Annotated in this window: 31 protein-coding genes and 1 pseudogene; 18 read left to right on the top strand and 14 right to left on the bottom strand. The window is 71.7% G+C overall.

Annotated elements, in window-relative coordinates; translation table 11 throughout:
- The first annotated feature begins 55 nt into the window (after nucleotides 1-55).
- Nucleotides 56-1,201 (top strand): 8-amino-7-oxononanoate synthase, encoded by a 1,146-nt coding sequence (locus OF819_RS11235; RefSeq protein WP_267243295.1) that lies wholly within the window; start codon nucleotides 56-58, stop codon nucleotides 1,199-1,201.
- On the opposite strand, the gene OF819_RS11240 is transcribed toward OF819_RS11235, so the two are convergent.
- Both OF819_RS11240 and OF819_RS11245 read right to left on the bottom strand, forming a co-directional pair.
- Entirely contained in the window at nucleotides 1,194-1,415 is a 222-nt protein-coding gene (locus OF819_RS11240; RefSeq protein WP_267243296.1) for a DUF397 domain-containing protein, read from the bottom strand. The two genes, OF819_RS11235 and OF819_RS11240, sit on opposite strands and share 8 nt — an antisense overlap.
- 103 nt (nucleotides 1,416-1,518) lie before the next feature.
- Nucleotides 1,519-2,379: a helix-turn-helix domain-containing protein gene (locus tag OF819_RS11245; protein ID WP_267243297.1), complete on the bottom strand. Its 861-nt coding sequence runs from the start codon at nucleotides 2,377-2,379 to the stop codon at nucleotides 1,519-1,521.
- A gap of 300 nt (nucleotides 2,380-2,679) precedes the next feature.
- On the opposite strand from OF819_RS11245, the gene OF819_RS11250 reads away from it, so the two are divergent.
- The 8 genes and pseudogenes from OF819_RS11250 (at nucleotide 2,680) to OF819_RS11285 (ending at nucleotide 8,239) form a co-directional block, all read left to right on the top strand.
- A complete protein-coding gene (locus tag OF819_RS11250) occupies nucleotides 2,680-3,120 on the top strand; it encodes an ATP-binding protein (RefSeq protein WP_267243298.1) in 441 nt (146 codons plus the stop codon).
- A 133-nt stretch (nucleotides 3,121-3,253) separates the two neighbouring features.
- Nucleotides 3,254-3,536 (top strand): annotated as a pseudogene (locus OF819_RS11255) (type II toxin-antitoxin system Phd/YefM family antitoxin).
- A 197-nt stretch (nucleotides 3,537-3,733) separates the two neighbouring features.
- Nucleotides 3,734-4,036: an urease subunit gamma gene (locus OF819_RS11260; RefSeq protein WP_267243299.1), complete on the top strand. Its 303-nt coding sequence runs from the start codon at nucleotides 3,734-3,736 to the stop codon at nucleotides 4,034-4,036.
- 12 nt (nucleotides 4,037-4,048) lie between these two features.
- On the top strand, nucleotides 4,049-4,360 hold the full coding sequence (locus OF819_RS11265; protein ID WP_267243300.1) for an urease subunit beta: 312 nt from the start codon (nucleotides 4,049-4,051) through the stop codon (nucleotides 4,358-4,360).
- Nucleotides 4,353-6,074, top strand: coding sequence for an urease subunit alpha (locus OF819_RS11270; RefSeq protein ID WP_267243301.1), 1,722 nt, complete (start codon nucleotides 4,353-4,355; stop codon nucleotides 6,072-6,074). Before OF819_RS11265 ends, OF819_RS11270 begins: the two co-directional genes overlap by 8 nt.
- A 13-nt stretch (nucleotides 6,075-6,087) precedes the next feature.
- Nucleotides 6,088-6,750: an urease accessory protein UreF gene (locus OF819_RS11275; protein WP_267243302.1), complete on the top strand. Its 663-nt coding sequence runs from the start codon at nucleotides 6,088-6,090 to the stop codon at nucleotides 6,748-6,750.
- 32 nt (nucleotides 6,751-6,782) lie between these two features.
- Complete coding sequence (ureG, locus tag OF819_RS11280) at nucleotides 6,783-7,460, top strand: urease accessory protein UreG (RefSeq protein WP_267243303.1); 678 nt, start codon at nucleotides 6,783-6,785, stop codon at nucleotides 7,458-7,460.
- A complete protein-coding gene (locus tag OF819_RS11285; protein ID WP_267243304.1) occupies nucleotides 7,457-8,239 on the top strand; it encodes an urease accessory protein UreD in 783 nt (260 codons plus the stop codon). The genes ureG and OF819_RS11285 overlap by 4 nt, the downstream gene beginning before the upstream one ends.
- A gap of 21 nt (nucleotides 8,240-8,260) precedes the next feature.
- Here OF819_RS11285 and OF819_RS11290 read toward each other — a convergent pair whose 3' ends face one another.
- Nucleotides 8,261-8,968, bottom strand: coding sequence for a lysophospholipid acyltransferase family protein (locus tag OF819_RS11290; RefSeq protein WP_267243305.1), 708 nt, complete (start codon nucleotides 8,966-8,968; stop codon nucleotides 8,261-8,263).
- A 120-nt stretch (nucleotides 8,969-9,088) separates the two neighbouring features.
- Nucleotides 9,089-10,045: a GlxA family transcriptional regulator gene (locus OF819_RS11295; protein ID WP_267243306.1), complete on the bottom strand. Its 957-nt coding sequence runs from the start codon at nucleotides 10,043-10,045 to the stop codon at nucleotides 9,089-9,091.
- A gap of 101 nt (nucleotides 10,046-10,146) precedes the next feature.
- On the opposite strand from OF819_RS11295, the gene OF819_RS11300 reads away from it, so the two are divergent.
- A complete protein-coding gene (locus OF819_RS11300; protein ID WP_267243307.1) occupies nucleotides 10,147-10,833 on the top strand; it encodes an HD domain-containing protein in 687 nt (228 codons plus the stop codon).
- Nucleotides 10,834-10,951: 118 nt separating this feature from the next.
- Nucleotides 10,952-11,332 (top strand): DUF2795 domain-containing protein, encoded by a 381-nt coding sequence (locus tag OF819_RS11305; protein ID WP_267243308.1) that lies wholly within the window; start codon nucleotides 10,952-10,954, stop codon nucleotides 11,330-11,332.
- Nucleotides 11,333-11,383: 51 nt separating this feature from the next.
- Here the strand turns inward: OF819_RS11305 and OF819_RS11310 are convergent, their stop codons facing one another.
- Complete coding sequence (locus OF819_RS11310) at nucleotides 11,384-11,773, bottom strand: hypothetical protein (RefSeq protein WP_267243309.1); 390 nt, start codon at nucleotides 11,771-11,773, stop codon at nucleotides 11,384-11,386.
- Between the two features lie 253 nt (nucleotides 11,774-12,026).
- On the opposite strand from OF819_RS11310, the gene OF819_RS11315 reads away from it, so the two are divergent.
- The gene (locus OF819_RS11315) at nucleotides 12,027-13,907 is read left to right on the top strand and encodes a transketolase (protein ID WP_267243310.1); all 1,881 of its coding nucleotides are present in this window, start codon (nucleotides 12,027-12,029) and stop codon (nucleotides 13,905-13,907) included.
- A gap of 135 nt (nucleotides 13,908-14,042) precedes the next feature.
- Nucleotides 14,043-15,443, top strand: coding sequence for an NADP-dependent succinic semialdehyde dehydrogenase (locus OF819_RS11320; protein ID WP_267243311.1), 1,401 nt, complete (start codon nucleotides 14,043-14,045; stop codon nucleotides 15,441-15,443).
- 49 nt (nucleotides 15,444-15,492) lie between these two features.
- On the opposite strand, the gene OF819_RS11325 is transcribed toward OF819_RS11320, so the two are convergent.
- Together OF819_RS11325 and OF819_RS11330 are read right to left on the bottom strand one after the other, a co-directional pair.
- Nucleotides 15,493-16,449 carry a SigB/SigF/SigG family RNA polymerase sigma factor gene (locus tag OF819_RS11325; protein ID WP_267243312.1) on the bottom strand — a complete coding sequence of 319 codons (957 nt, stop codon included), beginning with the start codon at nucleotides 16,447-16,449 and terminating at the stop codon, nucleotides 15,493-15,495.
- A 137-nt stretch (nucleotides 16,450-16,586) separates the two neighbouring features.
- Complete coding sequence (locus OF819_RS11330; protein WP_267243313.1) at nucleotides 16,587-16,808, bottom strand: DUF6381 family protein; 222 nt, start codon at nucleotides 16,806-16,808, stop codon at nucleotides 16,587-16,589.
- A 274-nt stretch (nucleotides 16,809-17,082) separates the two neighbouring features.
- Here OF819_RS11330 and OF819_RS11335 point away from each other — a divergent pair, with 274 nt between their 5' ends.
- Entirely contained in the window at nucleotides 17,083-17,307 is a 225-nt protein-coding gene (locus OF819_RS11335; protein WP_267243314.1) for a DUF5133 domain-containing protein, read from the top strand.
- On the opposite strand, the gene OF819_RS11340 is transcribed toward OF819_RS11335, so the two are convergent.
- Nucleotides 17,265-17,726, bottom strand: a complete 462-nt coding sequence (locus OF819_RS11340; protein ID WP_267243315.1) for a DUF6479 family protein — start codon at nucleotides 17,724-17,726, stop codon at nucleotides 17,265-17,267. The two genes, OF819_RS11335 and OF819_RS11340, sit on opposite strands and share 43 nt — an antisense overlap.
- 101 nt (nucleotides 17,727-17,827) lie before the next feature.
- Here OF819_RS11340 and OF819_RS11345 point away from each other — a divergent pair, with 101 nt between their 5' ends.
- Nucleotides 17,828-18,352, top strand: coding sequence for a DUF6328 family protein (locus OF819_RS11345; protein WP_267243316.1), 525 nt, complete (start codon nucleotides 17,828-17,830; stop codon nucleotides 18,350-18,352).
- 165 nt (nucleotides 18,353-18,517) lie between these two features.
- Nucleotides 18,518-18,925: a subtilase-type protease inhibitor gene (locus tag OF819_RS11350; RefSeq protein ID WP_267243317.1), complete on the top strand. Its 408-nt coding sequence runs from the start codon at nucleotides 18,518-18,520 to the stop codon at nucleotides 18,923-18,925.
- 3 nt (nucleotides 18,926-18,928) lie between these two features.
- On the opposite strand, the gene OF819_RS11355 is transcribed toward OF819_RS11350, so the two are convergent.
- The 5 genes from OF819_RS11355 to OF819_RS11375 form a co-directional block, all read right to left on the bottom strand.
- Nucleotides 18,929-19,090, bottom strand: a complete 162-nt coding sequence (locus OF819_RS11355) for a hypothetical protein (protein WP_267243318.1) — start codon at nucleotides 19,088-19,090, stop codon at nucleotides 18,929-18,931.
- A 78-nt stretch (nucleotides 19,091-19,168) separates the two neighbouring features.
- Complete coding sequence (locus tag OF819_RS11360; protein ID WP_267243319.1) at nucleotides 19,169-20,119, bottom strand: cytochrome c oxidase assembly protein; 951 nt, start codon at nucleotides 20,117-20,119, stop codon at nucleotides 19,169-19,171.
- Nucleotides 20,120-20,281: 162 nt separating this feature from the next.
- Nucleotides 20,282-21,307 carry a 6-phosphofructokinase gene (locus OF819_RS11365; protein WP_267243320.1) on the bottom strand — a complete coding sequence of 342 codons (1,026 nt, stop codon included), beginning with the start codon at nucleotides 21,305-21,307 and terminating at the stop codon, nucleotides 20,282-20,284.
- A gap of 139 nt (nucleotides 21,308-21,446) precedes the next feature.
- Nucleotides 21,447-22,175, bottom strand: coding sequence for a type 1 glutamine amidotransferase (locus OF819_RS11370; RefSeq protein ID WP_267243321.1), 729 nt, complete (start codon nucleotides 22,173-22,175; stop codon nucleotides 21,447-21,449).
- A 28-nt stretch (nucleotides 22,176-22,203) separates the two neighbouring features.
- Nucleotides 22,204-23,442 (bottom strand): Mur ligase family protein, encoded by a 1,239-nt coding sequence (locus OF819_RS11375; RefSeq protein ID WP_267243322.1) that lies wholly within the window; start codon nucleotides 23,440-23,442, stop codon nucleotides 22,204-22,206.
- A 105-nt stretch (nucleotides 23,443-23,547) separates the two neighbouring features.
- Between OF819_RS11375 and def the strand changes: the two genes are divergently transcribed.
- Nucleotides 23,548-24,123 carry a peptide deformylase gene (gene def, locus OF819_RS11380; RefSeq protein WP_267243323.1) on the top strand — a complete coding sequence of 192 codons (576 nt, stop codon included), beginning with the start codon at nucleotides 23,548-23,550 and terminating at the stop codon, nucleotides 24,121-24,123.
- A 368-nt stretch (nucleotides 24,124-24,491) separates the two neighbouring features.
- Here def and OF819_RS11385 read toward each other — a convergent pair whose 3' ends face one another.
- Nucleotides 24,492-25,163 carry a TetR family transcriptional regulator gene (locus tag OF819_RS11385; RefSeq protein ID WP_267243324.1) on the bottom strand — a complete coding sequence of 224 codons (672 nt, stop codon included), beginning with the start codon at nucleotides 25,161-25,163 and terminating at the stop codon, nucleotides 24,492-24,494.
- Nucleotides 25,164-25,319: 156 nt separating this feature from the next.
- Between OF819_RS11385 and OF819_RS11390 the strand changes: the two genes are divergently transcribed.
- Nucleotides 25,320-26,546 (top strand): acyl-CoA dehydrogenase family protein, encoded by a 1,227-nt coding sequence (locus tag OF819_RS11390; protein WP_267243325.1) that lies wholly within the window; start codon nucleotides 25,320-25,322, stop codon nucleotides 26,544-26,546.
- Nucleotides 26,547-26,624: the final 78 nt, after the last annotated feature.

Genomic DNA, 26,624 nt, shown 5'->3' on the forward strand with positions numbered 1-26,624 from the left:
CCTCGAGTGACCCCGGTTAGGGTCTGTGCGCTGCCTACAAAAGGACCGGACCACCATGCCGAAGGATCCTTTCGACTGGATCGACGACGCCTCGCGCCGCCGTGAACGGGCCGGGCTGGTGCGCACGCTCCGGCCGCGCTCCGCGGACGGCGGGCTGCTCGATCTCGCGGGCAACGACTATCTGGGGCTGACCCGCCGCCCCGAGGTCACCGAGGCGGCCGCGGAGGCGGCCCGCACCTGGGGCGCGGGCGCCACCGGCTCCCGGCTGGTCACCGGCAGCACCGCCCTGCACGCGGAGCTGGAGCGGGAGCTGGCCGATTTCTGCGGTTTCGAGGCGGCACTGGTGCTGTCGTCCGGGTATGCCGCCAACCTCGCCGCCGTCACCGCGCTCAGCGGCCGTGACGCGCTGATCGTCTCCGACGCGGGCAACCACGCCTCCATCGTCGACGGCTGCCGGCTCTCCCGCGCCGAGACCGAGGTCGTCGCGCACGCGGACGTCGACGCCGTACGCAAAACGCTTGACGCGCATCCGGGGCGGCGCGCGGTGACGGTGACCGACTCGGTGTTCTCCGTGGACGGCGACGCGGCCCCGCTGGCCGCGCTTGCGGCTGTCTGCGCGGAGGCGGGCGCGGGGCTGCTGGTGGACGACGCCCACGGCCTCGGCGTCCTCGGCGAAGGCGGCCGGGGCGCTCCGCACGCCGCCGGGCTCGCGGGCCGCCGGGGCGTGGTCGCCACGGTGACGCTCTCCAAGTCGCTGGGCAGCCAGGGCGGCGCGGTCCTCGGCCCGGCCCGGGTGATCGGCCATCTGGTCAACACGGCCCGCAGCTTCATCTTCGACACCGGGCTCGCCCCGGCGGCGGCGGGGGCGGCGCTGGCCGCCCTGCGCGTACTGCGCCTCGAACCCGCCCTGCCCGCCCGGACCCGTGCGGTCGCCCGGACGCTGCACCGGCGGCTGACCGGCGAGGGGTTCACCGCCGCCCGCCCGGACGCGGCAGTCGTCTCCGTGCACGCGCCCTCGCCCGAGGACGCCGTGCGCTGGGCCGCCGACTGCCGCGCGAACGGGCTTGCGGTGGGGTGTTTCCGTCCGCCTTCCGTGCCGGACGGCATCTCACGCATCAGGCTGACGGCCCGCGCCGATCTGACGGATCAGCAGGTGGAGCAGGCCGTCGCCACAATCGTCGGGACGGCTCCGGTCAGCTGATCCCAGCGCTCCCGTCGTCGAGAGCGGCCAGGAACCGCTCCCAGGCGCGGGAGGACACCCGCAGCGGACGGCGCGAGACATCCTTGGAGTCCCTGACGGCCAGCGAGGCGTCGGGCAGCCTGGCCGCCTCGACACAGTTGCCCTTGGCCACGCTGCGGCTGCTGCGCCGCCAGGTTAAAGCGCGCTGCTGAAGGCCTTCCTGCTGATCGGGCATGGGGGGTGCCTCCTTGGGGTGAGGGCCTGAACGGCGCCGAGCCGGGGCGGCCCGGCGTTCCGCTGTTTTCCACCGGGGTGTACGGATCGTTCTCGGCAGTGGCTCACGGATCGTCGTTGATCCGCCCGATGAGTTCCAAGGTGTCCTCGGGAGAGAGGGCGCGCGCCTGCATCGCGCTGAAGGCGGCGCTGTACACCTCAAGCTCTTCTTTCCGCTCAAGGCAGAGGCTACTCGTCAAGTGGTCTATTACGACCACATCCAGATCAGAAATGTTCGGAAAGGAGAAGATGACGAAAGGACCCGCAAGGCCCGCGTAGCCGCCGGCCGAGAACGGCATCACCTGCAGCCGGACGCACGGCAGTCGGGCCAGCTCCGCCAGCCGCCGCAGCTGGGCGCGCATCACCGCCCGTCCGCCCACCTCCCGGCGCAGCACCGCCTCGTCCAGCACCGCGCTGAGCGTCAGCGGGCGCTCGGCGACCAGCACCGACTGGCGGGCGATCCGCACCTCCACCAGGGAGTTCACGGTCGCCGGCGGCAGCCGCTCAAGCGTCGCCCGGGTCACCGCACGCGCATAGTCCGCCGTCTGCAGCAGACCCGGCACCACACAGGTCTCGACCGTGCGGGCCGCACTGGCCTGCGACTCCAGCGAGATGAAGTCCCGGTACTCCGCGGGCAGCAGTCCCCGGTAGGCATGCCACCAGCCCCCGCCCCCGCTGTCCGCCGCCGCGCCGGCCAGGGTCTTCAGCAGTGCGCGCCGCCGGGCGTCGCCGACCCCGTACACATCCAGCAGCAGCGTCACATCCGCCGCGCTGACCCCGCTGGCGCCGGTCTCGATCCTGCTCACCTTCGACTGGTGCCAGCCGGCGAGCCGGGCCGCCTCGCGGCTGGTGAGACCCGCGGTCTGGCGCAGCCCCCGCAGCTCCACCCCGAGTTGGCGGCGGCGCACCGCTGGACCCTGTCTCATCAGGCGCTCCTCCTCAGCCACTCAGGCCACTTGACGCACACGGCGCTCACAGCGCTCATGGTGCGCATGGCGCTCCTGGCTCAAAATGCCGGTCTCGCGTCCCCGAGTGTGCGCCCAAATACGGTCTTCCGTCGCAGAGTTCACCGCATCGAGCGACAGATATATGCATATCTTGGTGGATCGCCGCACCTGATGGCATGGCAGGTGGCAGTCTGGGCCCATAGCGCAATCCGTGGCCGTCCTCGCATTGATCCGCTACGAGTCGGAGCCCGGCCCCGGTGGGAAAGGGACAGTGTCGCCATGGCAGACCACCAGGAAGCATCCGTCACTCTGCCGAGCGATCCGGCTTCGGTCTCCGTCGCCCGGCGGTACGTCACCGACGTCGTCTCCGAATGGGGACTGCCGGAAGAGGCGGAAGCAGTCGACACCGTACGGCTGATCGTCTCGGAACTCGCCACCAACGCCGTGCAGCACACCTTCGGCCAGTCGCCCACCTTCACCGTGGACGTCCGGCTGGAGCGCGACGAGAAGCTGCGCATCGGCGTCACCGACAGTCATCCGCGCTGGCCGCAGAGACTTCCCGCGGCCGTACGGCAGGACAACGGCCGCGGGATGGTCATCATCCGCACCCTCACGGCGGAGTGCGGCGGCCAGCTCTCGGTCACCCCGACCCCCGAGGGCGGCAAGACGGTCTGGATCGCCCTGCCTTGGGCGGGCGCGGCGGCCCCGCTCACAAGCTGACCGCAGCGCGCCAGCCGGCTGCGGCACGCGCTGACCGCAGCGCGAGCCGCGCGGCGCTCCCCGGCGGCCGGCAGGCCGTCAGCGCGTCGACGGCGGCGGCACGGTCACCCGGCGGGCCCGGCGCTCGCCGTCCATGGCCTACGAGATTCCGGTGACGCAAGCCAGGGCGGAGCTCGCCGATCTGATCAACCGCGTTGTCTACGGCGGCGAGCGAGTGGTGGTGACCCGGCACGGCAAACCCCTGGTCGCCCTGGTCTCGGCCGCTGACCTGGAGCGTCTGGAGCAGTCGGCCGAGGCCGCCGGCGAGCCGGCCGTCCCGTCGGTCTCCTCGCTGGGCACACCCCCGTCCGCCCCCGGCGAAACGGCCCCGGTTCGGCCTAGCCGCCCGGCACCGCGATCCCCTCCGCGGCGAGTGACCGCCGCAGTCCCGTACCGCCTCCACCCCGCGGACCTGCCACAACCCAAGATCAGTTAACGCGCCGGAAAAACTTGCCGCCTAACGTTCAACCGCCGGCCCGCAGTCGCCCGTGTCCAGGCAAAGACCGCTTTCACGTCGGCTAGGGTCCCGCTGCGCCCAGACCTCGTCTGGGCCCGTGAACAGTGAGGTGGACTGGTGCAACTGACCCCGCACGAACAGGAACGACTGCTGATCCATGTGGCGGCGGACGTCGCGGAGAAGCGCAAGGCCCGCGGTGTCCGCCTGAACCACCCCGAGGCCGTCGCGCTGATCACCTCGCACATCCTCGAAGGCGCCCGCGACGGCCACACCGTCGCCGAGCTGATGGCCTCCGGGCGGAAGGTGCTCACCCGCGACGACGTCATGGACGGCATCCCCGAGATGATCCACGATGTGCAGGTCGAAGCCACCTTCCCCGACGGCACCAAGCTGGTCACCGTCCATGACCCCATCGTCTGAGGGAGGCCGCGGATGATCCCCGGAGAGATCCTGTACGGCGAAGGGCGCATCGCACTCAACGAGGGCCGGCCGGTCACCCGGCTCACGGTGCTCAACGCCGCCGACCGGCCCGTTCAGGTCGGCTCCCACTACCACTTCGCCGAGGCCAACCCCGGCCTCGGCTTCGACCGCGCCGCGGCCCGCGGCACCCGGCTGAACATCGCCGCCGGCACCGCCGTCCGCTTTGAACCGGGCATCCCCGTCGACGTCGAACTCATCCCCCTCGCCGGACGGCGCACCGTCCCCGGACTGCGCGGGGAGACCGGAGGCGGTCTCGATGACTGAGCTCGACCGCGCGGTCTACGCGGATCTCTTCGGACCCACGGCCGGCGACCGCATCCGGCTCGCCGACACCGACCTGCTCGTGGAAATCGAGGAGGACCGCTCCGGCGGCCCCGGACGCGCCGGGGACGAGGCCGTGTTCGGCGGCGGCAAGGTCATCCGCGAGTCCATGGGCCAGTCCCGTGCGACCCGGGCCGACGGCGCCCCCGACACCGTGATCACCGGCGTGGTCGTCCTGGACCACTGGGGCGTCGTCAAGGCGGACGTCGGCATCCGCGACGGCCGCATCGCCGGCATCGGCAAGGCCGGGAACCCCGACACCATGGACGGCGTCTGCCCCGACCTCGTCATCGGCCCCGAGACGGAAGTCATCGCCGGCAACGGCAAGATCCTCACCGCGGGCGCGATCGACGCCCATGTCCACTTCATCTCGCCCACACTCGTCGACGAAGCCCTGGCCAGCGGCATCACCACCCTCGTCGGCGGCGGCACCGGACCGGCGGAAGGCACCAAGGCCACCACCGTCACCCCCGGCCCCTGGCACATCGGGCGGATGCTCGGCGCCCTGGAGGCGTACCCCGTCAACATCGGACTGCTCGGCAAGGGCAACACGATGTCCCGCGAGGCCCTGCACTCCCAGCTCCGCGGAGGCGCCCTCGGATTCAAGATCCATGAGGACTGGGGGGCCACCCCGGCCGTCATCGACGCCTGCCTCGGCGTGTGCGAGGAGACCGGCGTCCAGCTCGCCGTCCACACCGACACCCTCAACGAAGCCGGATTCGTCGGCGACACGCTCGCCGCCATCGCGGGCCGCACCATCCACGCGTACCACACCGAGGGCGCGGGCGGCGGACACGCCCCGGACATCATCACCGTCGTCTCCGAGCCGCACGTCCTGCCCAGCTCCACCAATCCCACCCGGCCGCACACCGTGAACACCGTCGAGGAACACCTCGACATGCTGATGGTCTGCCACCATCTCAACCCGGCCGTCCCCGAGGACCTCGCCTTCGCCGAGTCCCGCATCCGGCCCTCCACCATCGCCGCGGAGGACGTCCTGCACGACCTCGGGGCGATCTCGATCATCTCCTCAGACTCCCAGGCCATGGGGCGCATCGGCGAGGTCGTGATGCGCACCTGGCAGACCGCGCATGTGATGAAGCGGGCCCGCGGGGCCCTGCCCGGAGACGGCCGCGCCGACAACCGCCGGGCACGCCGCTATATCGCCAAGTACACGATCAACCCGGCCGTCGCCCAGGGCCTCGACCACCAGATCGGCTCGGTGGAGACCGGCAAGCTCGCCGACCTCGTGCTCTGGGAGCCGGCGTTCTTCGGCGTCAGACCACAGCTCGTCATCAAGGGCGGGCAGATCGCCTATGCGCAGATGGGTGACGCCAACGCCTCCATCCCCACACCGCAGCCGGTGCTGCCCCGCCCCATGTTCGGGGCGCTCGGCAGGGCGGCGACCGCCGGATCGTGCAACTTCGTCGCCGAAGCGGCGCTTGAGGACGGCCTCCCCGAACGCCTCGGTCTGGACAAGGAGTTCGTCCCGATCAAGAACACCCGCGGCGTCACCAAGGCCGACATGCGCGAGAACGACGCCCGCCCGCGCGTCGAGGTCGACCCCGACACCTTCACCGTCACCATCGACGGAGAAGCCGTCGAACCCGCGCCCGCGGCGGAACTGCCCATGGCCCAGCGGTACTTCCTGTTCTGATGGGACGGAGCCGATGAGCCGGGCCGCCCTCCTCGTACTCGCCGACGGACGCTTCCCCGCCGGAGGACACGCACACTCCGGCGGGGCCGAAGCAGCCGTCAAGGCCGGGCGGCTGCGGAACGCCGAGGAACTGGAGAACTTCTGCCGGGGCCGCCTGCACACCGCCGGCCTCACCTCCGCGGCCTTGGCCGCCGCGGCCGCGGCCGGCCTCGACCCGCTCGCCCTCGACGACGCCGCCGACGCCAGGACCCCCTCACCCGCACTGCGCACGGCTGCCCGCAGACTCGGCCGGCAGATGATGCGGGCCGCACGCGCCGTCTGGCCTGGCCCCGGGCTCGACGCGCTCGCCGCGGCCCGCCCCCGCGGCGCGCACCAGCCGGTCGTCCTCGGCGTCGCCGCACGCTCGGCGGGCCTCGGCCCCGAGGACGCCGCGCACTGCGTCGCGTACGAGACGGTCAGCGGCCCCGCGACGGCGGCGGTGCGGCTGCTCGGCCTCGACCCCTTCCAGGCGACCGCCGTCCTCGCCCGGCTCGCCCCGGCACTCGACCAGGTGGCCGCCGACGCGGCCCTGGCCGCCCGCCAGGGCATCGACGCACTGCCCGCGGCCTCGGCCCCGCTGCTCGACATCACGGCGGAGCAGCACGCGGCCTGGCCGGTTCGTCTCTTCGCCTCCTAGCCCGTGAACACTCAACCGACAGGAGCCGCACCATGCACCTCGGTCACGACCACGACGCCACCACAGCCGTCAGCGCCGACGCCATACGGCCCGACGGCGCCCGGCGCGCCCTGCGGATCGGTCTCGGCGGACCCGTCGGCTCAGGCAAGACCGCAACCGTGGCCGCGCTCTGCCGCGCCCTGCGCGACCGGCTCTCCATCGCCGTCGTCACCAACGACATCTACACCCGCGAGGACGCCGAGTTCCTGCTCCGCAACGCGGTGCTGCCGCCGGAGCGCATCCAGGCCGTGGAGACCGGCGCCTGCCCGCACACCGCCATCCGCGACGACATCTCCGCCAACCTCGAAGCCGTCGAAGAACTGGAGGAAACCGTCGGCCCCCTCGACCTCATCCTGGTCGAATCGGGGGGCGACAACCTCACCGCGACCTTTTCCAAGGGCCTCGTCGACGCCCAGATCTTCGTCATCGACGTCGCCGGCGGCGACGACATCCCGCGCAAGGGCGGCCCCGGCGTCACCACCGCCGACCTGCTGGTGATCAACAAGACGGATCTGGCGCCCCACGTCGGCTCCGACCTCGGCCGCATGGAGCGCGACGCCAAGGAACAGCGGGGCGCGCTCCCCGTGGCCTTCACCTCCCTGCGGGGCGAGGACGGCGTCGCGCCCGTCGCCGACTGGGTGCGCGCCAGGCTCGCCGACTGGACCGCATGAGCCTCGACGCCACAGCCCGCATCGTCGCCGAGCGCGACGGCCTGCCCGTGCTCCGCGGCGAAGGCCCCCTCGCGCTGCGCCGCACCCGCGCGACCGGCCCGTACTCCCGCGCAAGCGGCCCGCGCCCGCACACCCGCGTCACCGTCGTCGGAGCGATGAGCGCACCGCTCGGCGGCGACCGGCTCGCCATCGTCACGGAGGTACGCGACGGGGCGCGGCTCACCGTCGACTCCGCCGCCGCGACCCTCGCCCTGCCTGGCCGGACCCGGGAACCAGCCCGCTACGACGTGAACCTGACCGTGGGCGAGGACGCCGAACTGCGCTGGCTGCCGGAGCAGCTCATCTCGGCCGCCGGCAGCGACCTGCGGATGCACACCCGCGTGGAGCTGGCGGCTGCCGCCCGGCTGGTGCTGCGCGAAGAGCAGATCCTCGGGCGGTACGGCGAGGAGCCCGGCGCCCTCGCCACCCGGCTGGCCGTCCGCCGCGCCGGCCGGCCCCTGCTCGACCAGGAGCTGCGTTACGGCCCCGGCGCGCCCGGCGGCTGGGACGGCCCCGCGGTCCTCGGCGGTCTGCGGGCCGCGGGCCAGCTCCTGCTCGTGGACCCGGCGCTGGAGGAGAAGCCCGCAGAGCCGCGGCTGCTGGGCGAATCCGCGGTGCTCGCCCCGCTCGCCGGGCCGGGCCTGCTGGTCACGGCCGCCGCACCCGACGCCCGTGAGCTGCGGCGCGTGCTGGACGAGGTGCTCGCGGAGGTGCTGGAGGCACTGGACGCGACGCCGTGACCCCGGGTGCCGGCGACACGGTCAGCTCCTGTGCCGGGATGCCTTCTTCGCCGCCTCCAGCTCCGCCTTCACCTCGGCGGCGTACCGGTCGACGTACTCCTGCCCCGACAGCCGGAGAATCGCGTACATGATCTCGTCGGTGACCGCCCGCAGAGCGGCCTTCTCGTTCTCCATGCCCGCATAGCGGGAGAAGTCCAGCGGTTCGCCGAACCGCACCGTGACCCGCTTGACCCTGGGCAGCACCTGACCCGGCGGCTGGATCTCAAAGGTCCCCACCATGGCGCAGGGGACCACCTGCACACCCGCCTTCAGCGCCATCACCGCCACTCCGACCTTCCCCTTGTAGAGCCGGCCGTCGTGGGAGCGGGTGCCCTCCGGATAGATGCCGAGCAGCTCCTTCCTGCCGAGCACCTTCAGCCCCTCCCGGATGGCCGCCTGCCCCGCCTCCTTGCCGGAGCGGTCCACCGGGATCTGTCCCGCACTGCGGAAGAAGGCCGCGGTCAGCCGCCCCTTGACCCCCGGACCGGTGAAGTACTCCGCCTTGGCCAGAAAGGTGATGCGCCGGCGGATGATCGCCGGCATCAGGAAGTGGTCCGAGAACGACAGATGGTTGCCCGCCACGATCGCCGCGCCCTCCGCGGGCAGATGTTCAAGCCCTTCGATCCTCGGCCGGAACAGCAGCCGCAGCAGCGGGCCCAGGAGGACGTATTTGAGCACGTAGTAGAACACGGCTTGCTCCCTGCTCGAGTGGACGGGCCTCTGGCGCTGTGCGCTCCTGACGAATAATCAGACAATTCTGTCCCAGGGTGGGCGTCTGCCCGTACAGCGTCGCTGGAGACGTTTCTCCGGTCATGCCCGCTGCTGAAAGGCGGTGCGATAGGCGTGGGGGGAGGTGCCGGTGTGACGGGTGAAGTGGTGGCGCAGCGTGGAGGGGGAGCCGAACCCGGCGCGGGCGGCGATCTGCTCGATGGACAGATCGCTCGTCTCCAGCAGCTGCTGGGCACGGTGAATGCGGGCGCGCAGCAGCCACTGCAGGGGGGTGGTGCCGGTCTGGGCCCGGAAGTGCCGGTTCAGGCTGCGCACGCTGACCGCGGTGTGGTCGGCGATGTCCTTGAGGGTGAGGGGCCGGTGGAGATTGGCCTCCATCCAGTGCAGGACCGGCTGGAGCCCCGGGGAGCGGGCCTCGGGGCGGGGGTGCTCGATGTACTGGGCCTGGCCGCCGTCGCGTTGCAGGGGCATGACGACACGGCGGGCGGTGGCGGCCGCGAGATCCGCGCCGAGGTCGCGCCGGACGAGATGCAGAAACAGATCGAGCCCCGCGGCCACCCCCGCTGAGGTGATCAGATGCTCATGGTCGATGAAGAGGACGCTCGCGTCGACCTCGATGTTCGGATGGCGGCGGGCCAGTTCACCGGCGTACTGCCAGTGGGTGGTGGCCCGCCGCCCGTCCAGCAGCCCGGTGGCGGCCAGGGTGAAGGCCCCGATGCACACCGAGGCCAGACGGGCCCCGCGCCCGGCCGCATGCAGGAGCGCCTCGATCACCGGGCGGGACGGCGGGGTGAGGAAGCCGTCGTGGCCGGGGATGACGACGGTGCCAGCCCCGTCGAGCCCTTCCAGACCATGGGACGTGCGTATCCGGAACGCGCCGTGCCCGGCCGATGTGGTCACCGCCCCGCCCGGGGCGCAGACGCGGATCTCATAGTGCGCGGCCCCGGCCGCCTGATTGGCGGTCCCGAACACCTGGCCCGGCACGGACAGCTCGAAGGGGACAACGCCGTCGAGCGCGAGAACAGCCACCACAGACATGGCCAGAATTTAGCGGACAGGGGCACGATGGCCACTGGCCGGGGTCGCACAAGGGCCGCAGGATCGAGATCGTTCCCCTGATCGCACAAGGAGTTCTCCCCGTGGTTTCTGCCCTGCCCGCCGTGTACGACGGCTTCGACCTGCCCCGCACGGAGCTGGCCCGCAGCGCGCTGCGTTTCGCCGAGGAGGCGGAACCCGCCGTGATCTTCCGGCACAGCGTGCGCGGCTATCTCTTCGCCCAGGCGCTCGCCGGCTGCCGCGGGCTGGCCGCCGGGGCGGACTACGACGACGAACTGCTGTTTGTCAGCTGTGTTCTGCACGACCTCGGGCTGTCCGAGCAGGGCAATGGCGACCAGCGGTTCGAGGTGGACGGCGCCGACCTGGCCGCCCGCTTTCTGCGCGACCACGGCGTCGACGAGCAGGCCGTCTCCGTGGTGTGGGACGCGATCGCCCTGCACACCTCGGACGGCATCGCCTCCCGCAAAGGCCCGGAGGCCGCCCTGGCCCAGGCGGGCATCGCCGCCGACGCCCTGGGCCGCGACAAGGAGCAGCTGCCCCGCGGCTTCGCCGACCGTGTCCATGCCGCCTTTCCCCGCGAAAACCTCGCCTACGCGATGACGGAGCTGATCACCCGGCAGGCGCTCGCCAACCCCGCCAAGGCCAGCCCCCTCAGCTTCCCCGGCCAGATCCTGCGCCGCGCGCTGCCCGACGGCGCGCTGCCCGACTGGCACGACCTGATCGCCCATGCCGGGTGGGGCGACCGCCCCGTCGTCAGCGGGTCCCCCTGAGAACGATCAACTGCATGGGGCGCGCCCCCCCCGCCATCGCCGTGCACGGTTTGCGTGATACGCGCAGGATTGGGTACATACAGCGAACCCGACCGTCGAGGAGATCGAGGAGGGTGACATGCAGCGAGGCAGCAACCGGCTCAGCGTCCACAAGGACGAAGAGATGAAGCATGAGCTGCAGGGCCTGCTCCGTTCCGGCCACCCCACCCGCGCGGAGGAGTGGCACGATGTGGAGCCCGCCGCGGACGACGACCCCGACATCGCGTCGGGCCCGATCGGCGCGTGGGAGTTCCTGCAGCCCGCGCACACGCTGGAGACCGAGCTGGGCCGGCACCTCGGGCGGACGGCGTTCCCCGCCACCCGCGTCGACCTCGTACGGATTCTCACCGAGAGGCATGCGCCTGACCGGCTGATACGCATGGTGAACGCGCTTCCGGCGCAGGGGTCGTACACCAGCGCGGCGGAGATCATCAGAACGCTGGCGCGGCAGTCGCGCTAGGGAGGGCAACTGGGGGCTCCGCCCCCAGACCCCCCGGTCCTCAAGCGCCGGTCAGCCCTCCGCGCCCCGCGACTCCAGTCTCAGCTGGACGTCCTTCTCCTGGTCACCCGCGGCCATACCCTCGTCCGTCACCCGGAACGCCGAGTCCAGCGCCTCCCGCAGCCGGTCCACCGCCCAGTAGCCGCCCTGGACCTCGGCCGTCACGGCCGCGTGCAGGGGCACCGCGCCGGGGGGCGGGCCGGGTGAGGCGGGCGGGGCGACCTCGAAGGTGCCGGTCCATACCGTCGGGTGTCCCTCCACCACCTCCTGCGGGACGTCGTCCGCCGCCCGGTCCGAGGCGAAGTTCCGGCGCAGCACCTCGAAGACGGCGCCGGCGTCCTCCTTGCTGCAGCCGCTGAGCGTGACGACGACCTCCGGTGCGAAATCGTGTGTGCTGATCACTGCACTTCCCTTCCCTTCCTTCCGTCTCCAGCCTCGCGCCGCACCCGCGCCTTGGCGAGCCGAGCCGGGGCCCGTACGGAGCTGTTTGGGGGGCGCGCTCCTGGGCACGCGGACAGCCCATCCCTCCGAGGTGTACGGGGGAGCCGCTGGTGAGCAGAGCGCACACCGCCCGATCACGCATCGTCATCCTTCGCCGTGTGTCCCTGACCCGCGCTGTCCTGCTCACCGGAGTTGATCCAGCCCGAGGAGTGATATGACCGCCACCGATCCGCGCGAGAGCGGCGGCGCCGCCGGCGCGCTCGCTCTGACCGAGCTGGCCCAGCAGCTCAGGGTGGACGCCGTCCGCGTCGCCGACCTGGCCGGCTCGGGCCACCCCACGTCCTCGATGTCCGCCGCCGAACTTGTCGCGGTCCTGCTGGCGCACCATCTGCGCTATGACTTCAGCCGCCCCGACCATCCGGGAAACGACCGGCTGATCTTCTCCAAGGGGCATGCCTCGCCGCTGCTGTACGCCATGTACCGGGCGGCGGGCGCGGTCGGCGAGGAGGAGCTGCGCACCTACCGCGGGCACGGCAGCAGGCTGGAGGGCCACCCCACGCCCCGGCTGCCGTGGGTGGACGTGGCCACCGGGTCGCTCGGCCAGGGGCTGCCGGCAGCCGTCGGCATGGCGCTCGCGGCCCAGCGCCTGGAGAAGATCCCCTACCGGGTGTGGGTGCTGTCCGGCGACAGCGAGATGACGGAGGGCTCGGTCTGGGAGGCCGTCGAGTACGCGGGCGCGGAGCGGCTGGACGCGCTCACCCTGATCGTCGACGTGAACCGGCTGGGCCAGCGCGGCCCCACCCGCCACCAGCACGATCTGGACGCCTACGCCCGGCGGCTGCGGGCCTTCGGCTGGCATACCGTCGAGGTCGACGGCCATGACGTCACGGCCGTCGACCGCGCCTTCGAAGAGGCCACCACCACCGGGGGACGGCCCACGGCGATTCTGGCCGCCACCCGCAAGGGCCGCGGCGTGGCGTCCGTGGAGGACCGCGAGGGCATGCACGGCAAGCCCCTCCAGGACGCGGAGTCCGCCATCGCGGAGCTGGGCGGACGCCGTTCGCTGCGGGTCGAGGCAGCCGCGCCCCCGGCCGTGCCCGCCACGGCGCCCGCCGCCCCTGGCGAGCCGGAGCTTCCCCGGTACGATGTCGGGGAGGAGGTCGCCACCCGTGACGCGTACGGCAGGGCGCTCGCCGCTCTCGGGGCCGTACGGCGTGATGTGGTGGCCCTGGACGGCGAGGTCAGCGACTCCACACGCACGCAGTTCTTCGCCGAGGAGCACCCCGACCGCTTCTTCGAGTGCTATGTCGCCGAGCAGCAGATGACGGCGGCCGCGGTCGGGCTGCAGGCGCGTGGATTCCTGCCGTACGCCTCGTCGTTCGCCGCCTTCCTCACGCGGGCGCACGACTTCATCCGGATGGCGGCCGTCGGGCGGGCCTCGCTGTGTCTGGTGGGCTCCCACGCGGGCGTCGCCGTAGGCCAGGACGGGCCCTCTCAGATGGGCCTCGAAGACCTTGCGATGTTCCGGTCGGTGCACGGCAGCACGGTGCTCCAGCCGTGCGACGCCAATCAGACCGCACGGCTCGTGGCGGCGATGGCGGACCTCGACGGCATCCGCTATCTGCGCACGATGCGCGGCAAGACCCCTGTGCTCTACGGCCCCGACGAGCACTTCCCCATCGGCGGCAGCAAGGTGCTGCGGCACTCCGGGGCGGACCGGGTGACGCTGGTCGCGGCGGGCGTCGCCGTCCACGAGTGCCTCAAGGCCGCCGACCGGCTGGGCGAGGCCGGCATCCCCGTACGCGTCATCGACCTCTACTGCGTCAAGCCGGCCGACGCGGCCGTCCTGCACGCCGCCGCGTCCGACACGGGCTGTCTGGTGACCGTCGAGGACCATCGGCCCGAGGGCGGCGTCGGCGACGCCGTCGCCGAGGTCTTCTCCGACGGGCGGCCCATGCCGCGGCTGGTGCGGCTTGCCGTACGGCATATGCCCGGCTCGGCGACGCCCGAGGAGCAGCTCAGGGAGGCCGGCATCGACGCGGACGCCGTCGCCGCGGCGGTCGAGCTGCTCGTGGAGACGGCGGTGGTGCGCTGAGGGACTTTCCTGCCTGTGGGCACGGCCCTTTCGGGCTGCGGGCAGGCCCTTCCGGCCTGTGGGCGCGCCGCCGTGTTGCGGGTGGGTCGTCGTCACGCGAGGGTCGCCGTATCGGCACCGAGGAGGCTTGAGGCCATGCCCATCGCAACCGTGAACCCCGCCACCGGGGAAACCCTCAAGACGTTCCGGGAGCATGGACCGGAGGAGATCGAAAGCCGGGTGGCGGCCGCCGCCGCGGCGTTCCAGGGCTATCGCACCACTCCGATCGAGCAGCGCGCGAGACTGCTCACCCAGGCGGCCGGTCTGCTGGACGCCGACCGGGAGAACGTCGCCCGGCTGATGACCGCAGAGATGGGCAAGCCGGTGACGGCGGCCCGCGCAGAGGCGGCCAAGTGCGCGAAGGCGATGCGCTGGTACGCCGGCAGGGCGGCGGATCTGCTGGCGGACGAGTATCCGCACGAGAGCGATGTGAAGGACTCCGGCGCCTCCGGGGCCGTGGTGCGCTACCGGCCGCTGGGCGTGATCCTCGCCGTCATGCCGTGGAACTTCCCGCTGTGGCAGGTCGTGCGGTTCGCCGCGCCCGCCCTGATGGCGGGCAACGCCGGGCTTCTCAAGCACGCCTCCAACGTGCCGCAGACCGCCCTGTATCTGGAGGAGCTGTTCCGCCGCGCGGGCTTCCCCGAAGGCTGCTTCCAGACGCTGCTGGTGGGCTCGGGCGCGGTGGAGGGCGTCCTGCGCGACGACCGGGTGGCGGCCGCCACCCTGACCGGGAGCGAGCCGGCCGGCCGCTCCGTCGCCGCCATCGCGGGCGACGAGGTGAAGAAGACGGTTCTGGAACTGGGCGGTTCTGACCCCTTCGTGGTGCTGCCGTCCGCGGACCTCGACAAGGCGGCGAGCACGGCGGTGACCGCCCGGGTGCAGAACAACGGCCAGTCCTGCATCGCCGCCAAACGGTTTATCGTGCACACCGAGGTGTACGACGCCTTCGCGGAGCGCTTCACCGCAGGCATGCGTGCGCTGAAGGTCGGCGACCCCCTCGACGACACCACCGACGTGGGGCCGCTGGCCACCGAGAAGGGCCGCGCCGATCTGGAGGAGCTGGTGGACGACGCGCTGCGCGGCGGGGCGAACGCCCTGTGCGGCGCACGGCGGCCACCAGGCCGTGACGCCGGCTGGTACTACGAGCCGACCGTGCTGTCCGGGATCACTCCGCGGATGCGGATCCACCGTGAGGAGGCCTTCGGCCCGGTGGCGGCCCTCTACCGGGCCGCGGACCTCGACGAGGCGCTCGCCGTCGCCAACGACAGCCCTTTCGGGCTGAGCTCCAACGTCTGGACGCGTGACGAGGACGAGATCCGGCGCTGTTCGAGGGATCTGGAGGCGGGCGGCGTCTTCTTCAACGGCATGACGGCCTCGCACCCGGCGTTCCCGTTCGGCGGGGTGAAGCGCTCGGGGTACGGGCGTGAGCTGTCGGGCCACGGCATCCGCGAGTTCTGCAACATCACCACGGTCTGGTACGCGGCGGCCGGAGACTGATCGGCGGGCGCGGGCCGTCCGGCACGCGCCGAGGCGGGCGGCAGACCGTTCAGCCGGCCGCCCGAGCCACCCGGGCCACCCGGGCCGCCTGGGTCTCGCGGGCCGCCTGCCCGTCCGCGGCGTCGTCGGCGGCCTGCCCGCCGTCCGGCGAGGCGTCGCTCTGCGGGCACGGCGCCTGCGGCGGGCCGTCCTCCAGCAGCCCGGCCCGCAGGGTCGACAGGGTGCGCGCCAGCAGCCGTGACACATGCATCTGCGACAGCCCCAGCCGCGCCCCGATCTCCGACTGCGTCAGCTCCTCGCCGAAGCGCATCGACAGGATGGCGCGGTCCCGCGGGGTCAGCCCGGCCACCAGCGGACGCAGCGACTCCAGGCACTCGATGACGTCAAAAGCGTGGTCCTCCTCGCCCAGCCGGCGCTCCAGCGAACCGGAACAGGAGTCCTCGCCGTCGTCGGGCGCGTCCAGGGAGCGGACGACATACCCGTTGGCCGCCTGCTGCCCCTCCGTGACCGCCTCTTCGCTGATGCCCAGGTGTGCCGCCAACTCCGCGGTCGTCGGCGGCCGTTCCAGACGCTGCTCCAGAGTGTCGTACGCCCTCGCGGTGTCGATGCGCAGCTCCTGCAGACGCCGCGGCACCCGTACGGTCCAGCTCGCATCCCGGAAGAACCGCTTGATCTCCCCGACGATGGTGGGCAGCGCGAACGAGGAGAAGGCGACCTCCCGGTCCACGTCGAACCGGTCGATGGCCTTGATCAGTCCGATGGTGCCCACCTGGATGATGTCCTCCAGCGGCTCGCTGCGGTGCCGGAACCGGGAGGCCGCATAGCGCACCAGGGTGAGGTTCAGCTCGACGAGGGTGTCGCGCACATACGCGTAGTCGGGCGTGCCGGGTTCCAGCGTGCGCAGCCGCTGGAACAGGCACGTCGACAGCGCCCGTGCGTCGTCGGCGCTGGACGGGCGTACCGGGTCGGGACTCTCGGGTGGAGCTGCGAGCGCGCGGGTGGCCATGGGGCGCCTCCGGGGGTGAAGGCAGTGAGGCCGGCGCTGCTGGCTGCAGCGGGACCGTCGCCAGAGCTTTCCCACCAGATTATTCCTTTTTGCCCGTTCGCATCGGTCGGGTAAAGGGCGGCCGTCACTCGTGTCGCTTACCGGCGCTGCTCTCCTGGTGTTTCTCCCCGGATGTCTCCGGGCTCGTCCTGCGATGTCGCGCGGAGCGCCGCCTCGCTCCGCTCCCGCAGCTGCTCCGCGCGGTAGCGCAGCCGCTCGGCCTCTTGGGGGTCGGTGGACTGGCGTGCCCGCTGGAACAGCTGCTCAGCCTTGTCGCGCTCATGTTCCGCGTGGATACGGGCTTCTCGCGGATCGGTCATCACGCCCTCCTGCGTACCGCCCCTCGGTGTGCTCTGCGGCGGCGGCACTGGGCGGATGCCCACCCGCAAAACCCGGCAAACACCCGCTGACCTCCTCAGATGCGCAATTATGTGAATAACTGACGATCATTGCCCACCGTTCCGAATTGCGGACAGAGGGTGACCGGCGCAAGGTGGAGGAGCCAGCCCCTGGGAAAGGACCCCACCGGGCGTGGCCCGTTCGCCGGTCCTGGGGGAGAGGAGCAGCAGTGGGGTCACATATCGGGAGGCAGCCGTGCTTCTGCCGGACAAGGCGCTGCTCAGCGCCCTGCTCCACCGGTACCGGGCGTGGGAGTGCCTGGCGGAGGCCGAGCCCCGGGACCCGCACACACGCCGCCGGCGGGACGATCTCGCCTACACGCTGTGCGTGCTGATGGGCCGCCGCACGCCCCAGGAGGCGGTCGCCGAGGCGGAGGCCTACCTCGGGGCGGCGCGCCCGCGCTCGTCAGGGCCGTTCTGAGCCGTTCCGGATGCCGTCCCGGAGGCTGCTCCGGGGGCTGTTCCGGAAGCTTCCCCGGAGGCCGGGGGCGGCTCCTCCTCCCGCTGCTCCGGCGGTGGCTCCTCCGGCGGGTACGCCTCGTTGCCGTGCCCCCTCAGCTCGTAGGGGAACAGCCGGCGGTCAGGCGGGAAGTCCGTGTGCGCATGCGGGCCGGGCTCCTCGATATGCGTCTGCCGGGGGGGAGGGTGCGGCTGCTCCTGCGGGGTCGGCGAGGCGGACTCCCGCTCCCTGCGTCTGCGGTCCCACCAGGTGGCGCCGGCCAGCAGAACGATCAGGGCCAGCCCCACGGCGAACGGAGCGATCCCGGACAGGAAGCCTTTGGCCGCCTGCTCGACGGCCACAAGGTTCTCCACACTGCTCAGTGTGCTCATCGTGCTCATGGACACCGAGTACCCAACCGCACCCCGGCCATGTTTCCGCCCAGGACGGGTACCCGGCGGCCCGACAGCCCCCGGGGAGCCTTGAGGGGAGAGCCGCTGTGATGCCGCAGGCGAGCAGGTCAGGCCCGCTGAGCGGGGGCCGGCGCGAGACGCCGGAGGAGCGTGCCGACCGCCTGTGGGCCGAACTCCTGCAGGAGCTGCGCGTCGTCCAGACCGGTGTGCAGATTCTCTTCGGCTTTCTGCTCACCGTCGCGTTCCATCCGCGTTTCGCGGAGCTGAGCCAGACCGACCGCACGATCTATGTCGTCACCGTCATGCTCGGGGCGGCGACCACCGGCGTCCTGATCGGCCCCGTCTCCTTCCACCGGCTGCTCACGGGCCGCAGGCTGAAGGTGCAGACCGTCGAATGGGCCTCGCGGCTGACGCTGGTCGGGCTGGTGCTCCTGCTGTGCACCATGGCGTCGGCCCTGCTGCTGATTCTGCGGGTGGTGCTGGCCGACTCCCTCGCCGTATGGCTGGTCATGGCCATGGTGCTGTGGTTCGTCCTGTGCTGGTTCGCCATCCCCGGCCTCGCCCTGCGCCGCGGCGCCAGAAAGGCCCCGGCCCGCGAACGCGAGGTGCGGTGATGCGGTGGACGCCCAGGGAGCGCGCGGCCGCACGGGCGAGCACGGCGGACGTCCGTACGGGCGATTCCGCCAGCCGCGGGGCCGCCGCCACGGTGCGGCTGCTTGCACCCGCCCGGACGCGGGGGCTGCCTGGATGTGCCGATCGAGCCACGAGGAGTACGAACGATGCAACGCAGCGTCTCCCTCGCCGCAGCCGCTCTCATCGCCGTCACCGCGACCGCGGCCGGAACCGCCGCCGGGCACGCCGCGACCGACCCTCCGCCCGACCGCCGCCCCGGACTGTGGCTGACCGTGTCCGACCCGGAGCGCACCTGGCTGCGCGGGGTGCTTCTGACCTGCCACCCCGAGCCGAGCGGTCCGCACCCGGACGCCGTGGGCGCCTGCGAGGCGGTCAGCGAGGCCGAAGGCGACTTCGCACGGCTGCCCGGCGACCCGCAGATCTGCACCAAGGAGTACGACCCGGTGACCGCCCGGGCTGTCGGCGTGTGGAAGGGGCAGACCGTCGCCTGGCAGAAGACCTACCCGAACCCCTGTGAACTGGATGCCGCGACCGGAGCCGTGTTCCGGTTCTGAAACTCATGTGCTGGAGCGTGACGCGATCACCCCAACCGTGACCATCAGCAGGACGAACCAGCCGAACCAGAGCCAGCCGTTGCTCCCGAGCGCCGCCGAGTAGGCCGTCACGACCACCAGTGACCCGACGGTCAGCGCTCCCATCGTTTTCGTGGATCCGGACATGTCCGCCCTCCTCCGACGGCCGCGGCCGTTCCCAGCCATGGTCGCCCGGAAGGGGGGCGGTGCGCCACCCGCTCTGCCCTACTGGCTGCGGGCCTGCAGCGACGCCAGGTATGCGTTGTACGCCTCAAGCTCCTTGTCCCCGTCCCGGTCCGCCGCCCGGTCCGTGCGCACGGCCGCCCGCTGCTCCGAGTGGTACCACTGGTAGATCAGCGCGATCAGCACCAGCACCGACGGAATCTCGCTGAACGCCCAGGCGATGCCGCCCGCCGCGTTCTGGTCCGACAGGGCGTCGATCCCCAGCGAGGCCGGCGGGTTCTCATAGGTCCTGATCATCGGCTCGCTCGCCATCATCAGCGCGATGCCGAAGAAGGCGTGGAAGGGCATGCCCGCGAACAGCTCCAGCATCCGCATCACATAGCCGGGCCGGTGCGGACCGGGGTCCACGCCCATGATCGGCCAGAAGAAGATCAGGCCCACCGCCAGGAAGTGCACCATCATCGCCACATGCCCGGTCTTCGACTCCATCAGGAAGTCGAAGAGCGGGGTGAAGTACAGCGCGTACAGGCTGGCGATGAACATCGGAATCGTGAACGCGGGATGGGTGATCACCCGCAGATAGCGGCTGTGCAGCAGCGCCAGCAGCAGCTCACGCGGCCCCTTGCGGCCCCGCCCGGCGACCGGCAGGGCGCGCAGCGCCAGGGTGACCGGAGCGCCGAGCAGGAGCAGGATCGGCGACAGCATGCTGATGATCATGTGCTGCACCATATGCACGCTAAACATGACCATGCCGTACTCATTGAGCTTGGTGCACATCACCAGCGCGATGGTCAGCACGCCGGCCGTGAAGAACACCGTCCGGCTGACCGGCCAGGAGTCGCCGCGCCGCCGCAGCCGCGCCACACCCCAGCCGTACAGAAAGAGAGCGAGCAGACAGCCGATCAGAAAGAAGGCGTCCGGGGCGAACTGAAGCCCCCGTCCCAGCGTGAACGGCGGCAGATCCATCATCATGCCGTGCCCGCTGTGATCCATCTCTGCACTCCCGCCAGGACGTCTTCCACGGGGCGCGGCCCATCCGCGCCCAATTGTCCGGACCAGAGTAGAACCGCCCCCGATCGCGTCGGCGACCGGGGGCGGTTCGTTCAGATGTGTACGAATTTCAGATGTGTACGGGTCTCACGGCGCGCGCTCGCTTCAGAGCACGCACTCCGCCTCCGCGTACCGCTCCGCCGGGACGGTCTTGAGGGTCTCCACGGCCCTGGCCAGCGGCGCCATCACGATGTCCGTGCCACGCAGCGCCGTCATCATGCCGAACTCGCCGCGGTGCGCGGCCTCCACCGCATGCCAGCCGAAGCGGGTGGCGAGCACCCTGTCGTACGCGGTGGGCGTGCCGCCGCGCTGCACATGGCCCAGGATCACCGGACGGGCCTCCTTGCCGAGCCGCTGCTCCAGCTCGACGGAGAGCTGACGGGCCACGCCCGCGAACCGCTCATGCCCGTAGATGTCCTTGCCGCCCTCGTCCCAGCGCATCGTGCCCTCACGGGGCTTCGCGCCCTCCGCGACCACGACGATCGCGAACTTCTTGCCCGCGGAGAACCGCTCGCCGACCCGGGCGGTCAGCTCCTCGATGTCGAAGGGCCGCTCCGGCACCACGATGGCGTGCGCCCCCGCCGCCATGCCGGAGTGCAGCGCGATCCAGCCGGTGTGCCGCCCCATGACCTCGACGATCAGCACCCGCTGATGGGACTCGGCGGTCGTCTTCAGCCGGTCCAGCGCCTCGGTCGCCACGCCGACCGCCGTGTCGAAGCCGAAGGTCACATCCGTGACGGCGATGTCGTTGTCGATGGTCTTGGGCACGCCGACGATGGGCAGCCCGGCCTCGGAGAGCAGATGGGCGGCCTTCAGGGTGCCCTCGCCGCCGATCGGGATGATCGCGTCCAGGCCCAGCTCGGCCACATGCCCCCTGGCCCGCTCCACGCCGTCCCGCAGATGCGCGGGCTGCACCCGGGACGAGCCGAGGATCGTGCCGCCGCGGGCCAGGATGCCGCCCACCGCGTCCAGGTCGAGCTTGCGGTAGTCGCACTCCAGCAGGCCCTTCCAGCCGTCGTGGAAGCCGATCACCTCATCGCCGTGGTCGGCGACGGCGCGGTGCACGACGGAGCGGATGACGGCGTTCAGACCGGGGCAGTCGCCGCCGGAGGTGAGCACACCAATGCGCATAGCCCGAAAACCTTTGCAACGTGGGCCGACACCCGGACCACGTCGTCCGGTTGGATCCCCGCCACCCTACCGGCGGACGGTGACGGGGCCGAACCGGGCGTCCGACTGCTGGACGTCGCTCAGCTGAGCATGTCAGCCGTCATACGGGCTGCGTCGCCGCCGCGATGCGCTCGGCGCGCAGCGCCTCGTACCACCGGTCGTCCGCCGGCGGCAGCGCGTTGACGTCCAGCGCCAGCTTGAGCAGCAGATCCGCGATCTGCGGATTGCGGGCCAGCACCGGGCCGTGCATATACGTGCCGAACACGGTGTCGTTGTACGCGCCCTCCGTGCCGTCGCCCGTGCCGTTGCCCCGGCCCAGCTTCACCCGAGCGAAGGGGCGGGCGGCAGGGCCGACATGAGTGACGCCCTGGTGGTTCTCGAAACCGGTCAGCTGCGGCAGACCGAGCCGCGGATCGATGTCGGCCAGCACATCTCCGACGCAGCGCTCGCCCTCGCCGCGCGTGGAGACCACATCCAGCAGGCCGAGGCCCGGCTCACGCTCGCCGAGGTCGTTGATGAACTCATGGCCCAGGATCTGGTAGCCGGCGCAGACCGAGAAGATGATCGCGCCGTTGGCGGCGGCCCGGCTCAGCCCGCCGTCACGGCGCAGCCGCTCGGCGGCCAGCCGCTGCGGCCGGTCCTCGCCGCCGCCGATGAGATAGATGTCGCCGGACGTGGGCACCGGCTGGTCGCTGCGCACGTCCAGACGCGCCACGTCCAGGCCGCGCTGGCGCGCGCGGCGCTCCACGACGAGGGCATTGCCCTGGTCTCCGTAGGTGCTGAGCAGATCCGGGTAGACCCAGACCAGACGCAGGCTGTTGTCGCTCATGGGTGAAGTCCTCCTCGCCGTCGTGGCGTCAGTTGCCGACCCGGCGGCGCAGATCCTGGAAGGCCGTGTAGTTGGCGATCACCTCGATGCGTCCGGGCGGCGCGAGCTGCACCGCCTCGTCGACGCTCTCGCAGACCCGGAAGTCCAGTCCCGCGACCTCCAGCCGGACCGCCAGGTCCAGCTTGCGGTCGCCGATGACGAAGATCGGGTGCCCGGCGAGACGGGTGTAGTCGACATCCCAGAGCCAGGAGGTGTCCGTGCCGTCGGCGCCGCGGGCGTTGACGGACAGGATCACCGGGGCCGGGGGCTGGTCGATCAGGGAGAAGGTCTCCAGCCAGCCCGCCGGGTTCTTGGCGAGGAGGAGACGCAGATCACGGCCCAGGAAGGAGACCACGTCATAGCGGCCCGCGACGGCCTGCACCTGGTACATGCGCTCCAGCGCGACCTGCGGCGGCACCCCGAAGCAGGCCGCGACCGCGGCGGAGGTGGCGGCGTTGGCCTTGTTGGCGCGGCCCGGCAGCTGAAGGTGGATGGGCCAGGCGCTGCCGTGCGGGTCCAGTACATGGTCCCCGCTGAGCACCCAGCTCGGGGCGGGACGGCGGAAGCCGCACTCGCCGCAGAACCAGTCGTCTCCCGGGCGCTGCATCACACCGCCGCAGGAGGGGCAGGACCAGGCGTCGTCCTTCCACTCCTGGCCGGCGGCGACCCACACCACGTTCGGGGAGGAGGACGCGGCCCACACCACCAGCGGGTCGTCGGCGTTGGCGATCACCGTGGCCTTGTTGCCGGCCAGGCCCTCGCGCCACTTCTCGGCCAGCATGCGGGTCTCGGCGGCGCGGTCGAGCTGGTCGCGGGAGAGATTGAGCAGCGCGATGGCCTTCGGGGTCACATCGCGAGCGACGCCCGAGAGGTACTTCTCATCGACCTCGATCACGCCGTACTTGGCGTCCGAGCCGCCGGCCAGCGCGGAGGTGATGCCCGCGGGCATATTCGCGCCCAGCGCATTGGAGACCACCTCGCCGCTGGCGCGCAGCGCCTCGGCGATCAGCCGGGTCGTGGTGGTCTTGCCGTTGGTCGCCGACACCAGGACGACGTCCAGGTGCTGCGCGAGCCGACCCAGCAGATCCGGGTCGAGTTTGAGCGCGACCCGGCCGCCGATCACCGATCCGCTGCCGCGCCCCGCGGCGCGCGACACCGCGGCCGCGGCCCGGCCGGCCGTCACGGCCAGCTTCGCCCGCGGCGTCAGGGGCTCCGAGTTGCCTGACATCGTCCTTGATCCTCCTTGCGTCGGTCCGCGCTCAGCCTATCGAGGTCCGCTCCAGCGCCCGAATCGCGGCGTCGCGGGAGATGTGGAGGTCGTACGCTGATCGCCATGCGAAACCGGCCGATCCCCGGCAGTTCCGGACTCGTCAGGGCCATGGGCCTGTACGGGGACCCCGTGCTGCACACCCCCTGCGCACCCGTCGAGGACTTCGGACCCGAGCTGTCCCGGCTGGTCGAGGACATGTTCGCGACGATGTACGCGGCGAACGGTGTGGGGCTTGCGGCGAACCAGGTCGGCGTGGGGCTGCGGGTGTTCGTCTACGACTGCCCCGACGACGAGGACGTCCGCCACCTCGGGCATATCGTCAACCCCCGCCTGGTGCAGGCGGACGGCGTCCGCGTCCGGGGGCCCGAGGGCTGTCTGTCCCTGCCTGGCCTGGAGGCCCCCACGGAACGCTTCGACCACGCTGTGGTGGAGGGGGTCACGGCGGAAGGTGAGCCGGTGCGGGTGGCGGGCACGGGCTTCTTCGCCCGCTGCCTGCAGCATGAGTGCGACCACTTGGACGGCCTGGTCTACCCCGACCGCCTCACCGGCTGGCGCCGCGCCCGCACCCTGCGGGCCGCGCGGCGGGCGTTCCCCTCACCCCTCCCCCCAGCCCTGGGCGTGGGGCCCCACTTCCCGTAACTGGGGGCAGGCCCCCAGACCCCGTACGGCCTTCGGCCGTGTCCTCAAGCTCCCCCAGCTACCGCTGAGGTGCCCCCACGGGCTTGATTTGGCTGCCCCACATCCCAGCCCCGCCGGCAATGAGGCTGCCCTCAAGCCTCGCCGGCGCTTGAGGCGCAGGGGCCGGAAGTCCAGCTCCGCTGGTGTGTGAGGCGCGCGGGGCTGCACAATCCAGCCCCGCCGACGTTTGAACACGCGAGGGGCGCAAACCCAGCCTCGCTGACGTTTGAGGCGCGCGGGGCCGCAAATCAAGCCTCGCCGGCGTTTGAGGCGCGGGGGTTCGGGGGCGGAGCCCCCGTAAGCGGGGTCTGGGGCGGAGCCCCAGTGAGTCAGAACACCGCTCCGCCCTCGCGGTCACCCGCCACCGCCAACCGCCCCCACAGCAAATCCGCCAGACTCCGTACCAACTCATCCCGTGAACAGGGGCGTTCGCCCAGCCACCAGTCGCCCGCCGCGTGCATCATTCCGACGATGCCGTGGCCCCATACGCGGGCGAGCCGCTGGCTCTCCGGGCCGAGGTCCACCCGGTCCTCGATCACTTTGGCGAGCTCCTCGCCGAGGCGGCGCAGCAGCGGGGCGGAGTGGCGGCCGACGTCGAAGTTCTGCTCGCCCTGCTCGGAGGGGGGCGCTTCCTCCGCGGGGTGCATCAGGAAGCGGTAGACCTGGGGCCGCGCCTCGATCGCCGCGAGGTAGGTGTCGAGGGTCGCCTCGACCCGCTGCCTGCGCTCCGCGGGCGCGTCCAGCGCCGCCCGCAGCGCGTCGAGCAGCGCGTCGGTATGACGCTTGGCCAGTGCCCGGTACAGCCCGCCCTTGTCGCCGAAGTGCCGGTAGAGGATGGGTTTGGTGATGCCCGCCTCCGCGGCGATCGCGTTCATCGAGGCCTTGGGGCCGTCCCGGAGCACGACCCGGTCGGCCGCCTCCAGCAGCTCCCGCCGCCGCTGGTCCGCCGCGGACCGCTGCTGGGTCTGAACCTGAGCCGCCGTCTGCCGTGTGCTCTCCATGAGCCGTGTCTCCCCGCCCGTGCGATTGCGTGACGCCCGCGCAACGTAACACTCCGGCCGTCGGAGGTGGCCGGTTGACAGTGGCTACCTGCCGGTAACAGACTGCTGTTACCGCAGGTAACGCACCGGCGGCCGCCGGGCAGAGCAGGAGGGGACATGAGCGAGTTCACGCTCGAACTCAACGACGACCAGCGACAGGTACGCGACTGGCTGCATGGATTCGCCGCGGACGTGATCCGCCCGGCCGCCGCGGAGTGGGACGAGCGTGAGGAGACCCCCTGGCCCGTGATCCAGGAGGCGGCCAAAGTCGGCATCTACTCACTGGACTTCTACGCTCAGCAGTTCTTCGACCCCACCGGCCTTGGCATCCCCATGGTGATGGAGGAACTGTTCTGGGGCGACGCGGGCATCGCCCTGTCCATCGTCGGCACCGGCCTCGCCGCGGTCGGCGTCATCGCCAACGGCACCGAGGAGCAGATCGGCACCTGGATCCCCCAGATGTACGGCGACGCCGACGACGTCAAGCTCGCCGCCTTCTGCTCCTCCGAACCCGACGCGGGCTCCGACGTCGCCTCCATGCGCACCCGCGCCGTGTACGACGAGGCCAAGGACGAGTGGGTCCTCAACGGCACCAAGACCTGGGCCACCAACGGCGGCATCGCCAACGTGCATGTCGTGGTCGCCGTCGTCGACCCGGAGCTCGGATCCAAGGGCCATGCTTCCTTCATCGTGCCGCCGGGCGCCCCCGGCCTCACCCAGGGCCAGAAGTTCAAGAAGCACGGCATCCGCGCCTCCCACACCGCCGAAGTGGTGCTGGAGGACGTCCGGGTCCCGGGCCACTGCCTCCTCGGCGGCAAGGAGAAGCTCGACGAACGCCTCGCCCGCGCCCGCGAGCAGGCCGGCAGCGGAGGCGAGAAGGTGAAGAACGCCGCCATGGCCACCTTCGAGGCCTCCCGCCCCGCCGTCGGCGCGATGGCGGTGGGCACCGCACGCGCCGCGTACGAGGTCGCGCTCGACTATGCGAAGACCCGCACCCAGTTCGGCCGCCCGATCATCGACAACCAGGGTGTCGCCTTCCAGCTCGCCGATATGCGCACCCAGATCGACGCCGCCCGCCTTCTGGTGTGGCGTGCCTCCTGGATGGCCACGGCCGGCAAGCCCTTCACCGCCGCCGAGGGCTCGATGTCCAAGCTTTACGCCAGCGAGACCGCCAAGAAGGTCACCGCGCAGGCGATCCAGATCCTCGGCGGCAACGGCTACACCCGCGAGTATCCGGTCGAGCGCATGCACCGGGACGCGGCGATCTACACCATCTTCGAGGGCACCAGCGAGATCCAGCGCCTGGTGATCGCCCGTACCCTGTCCGGCATGCCGATCCGCTGACGCGGCGCGCCCGCACGAAGCGCACGCGGCACACGAAAGGGCCGGGGACGCCCAGCGCGGCCCCCGGCCCGTCGCTCG

Source organism: Streptomyces sp. PR69 (assembly GCF_026420845.1).
Taxonomy (GTDB): domain Bacteria; phylum Actinomycetota; class Actinomycetes; order Streptomycetales; family Streptomycetaceae; genus Streptomyces.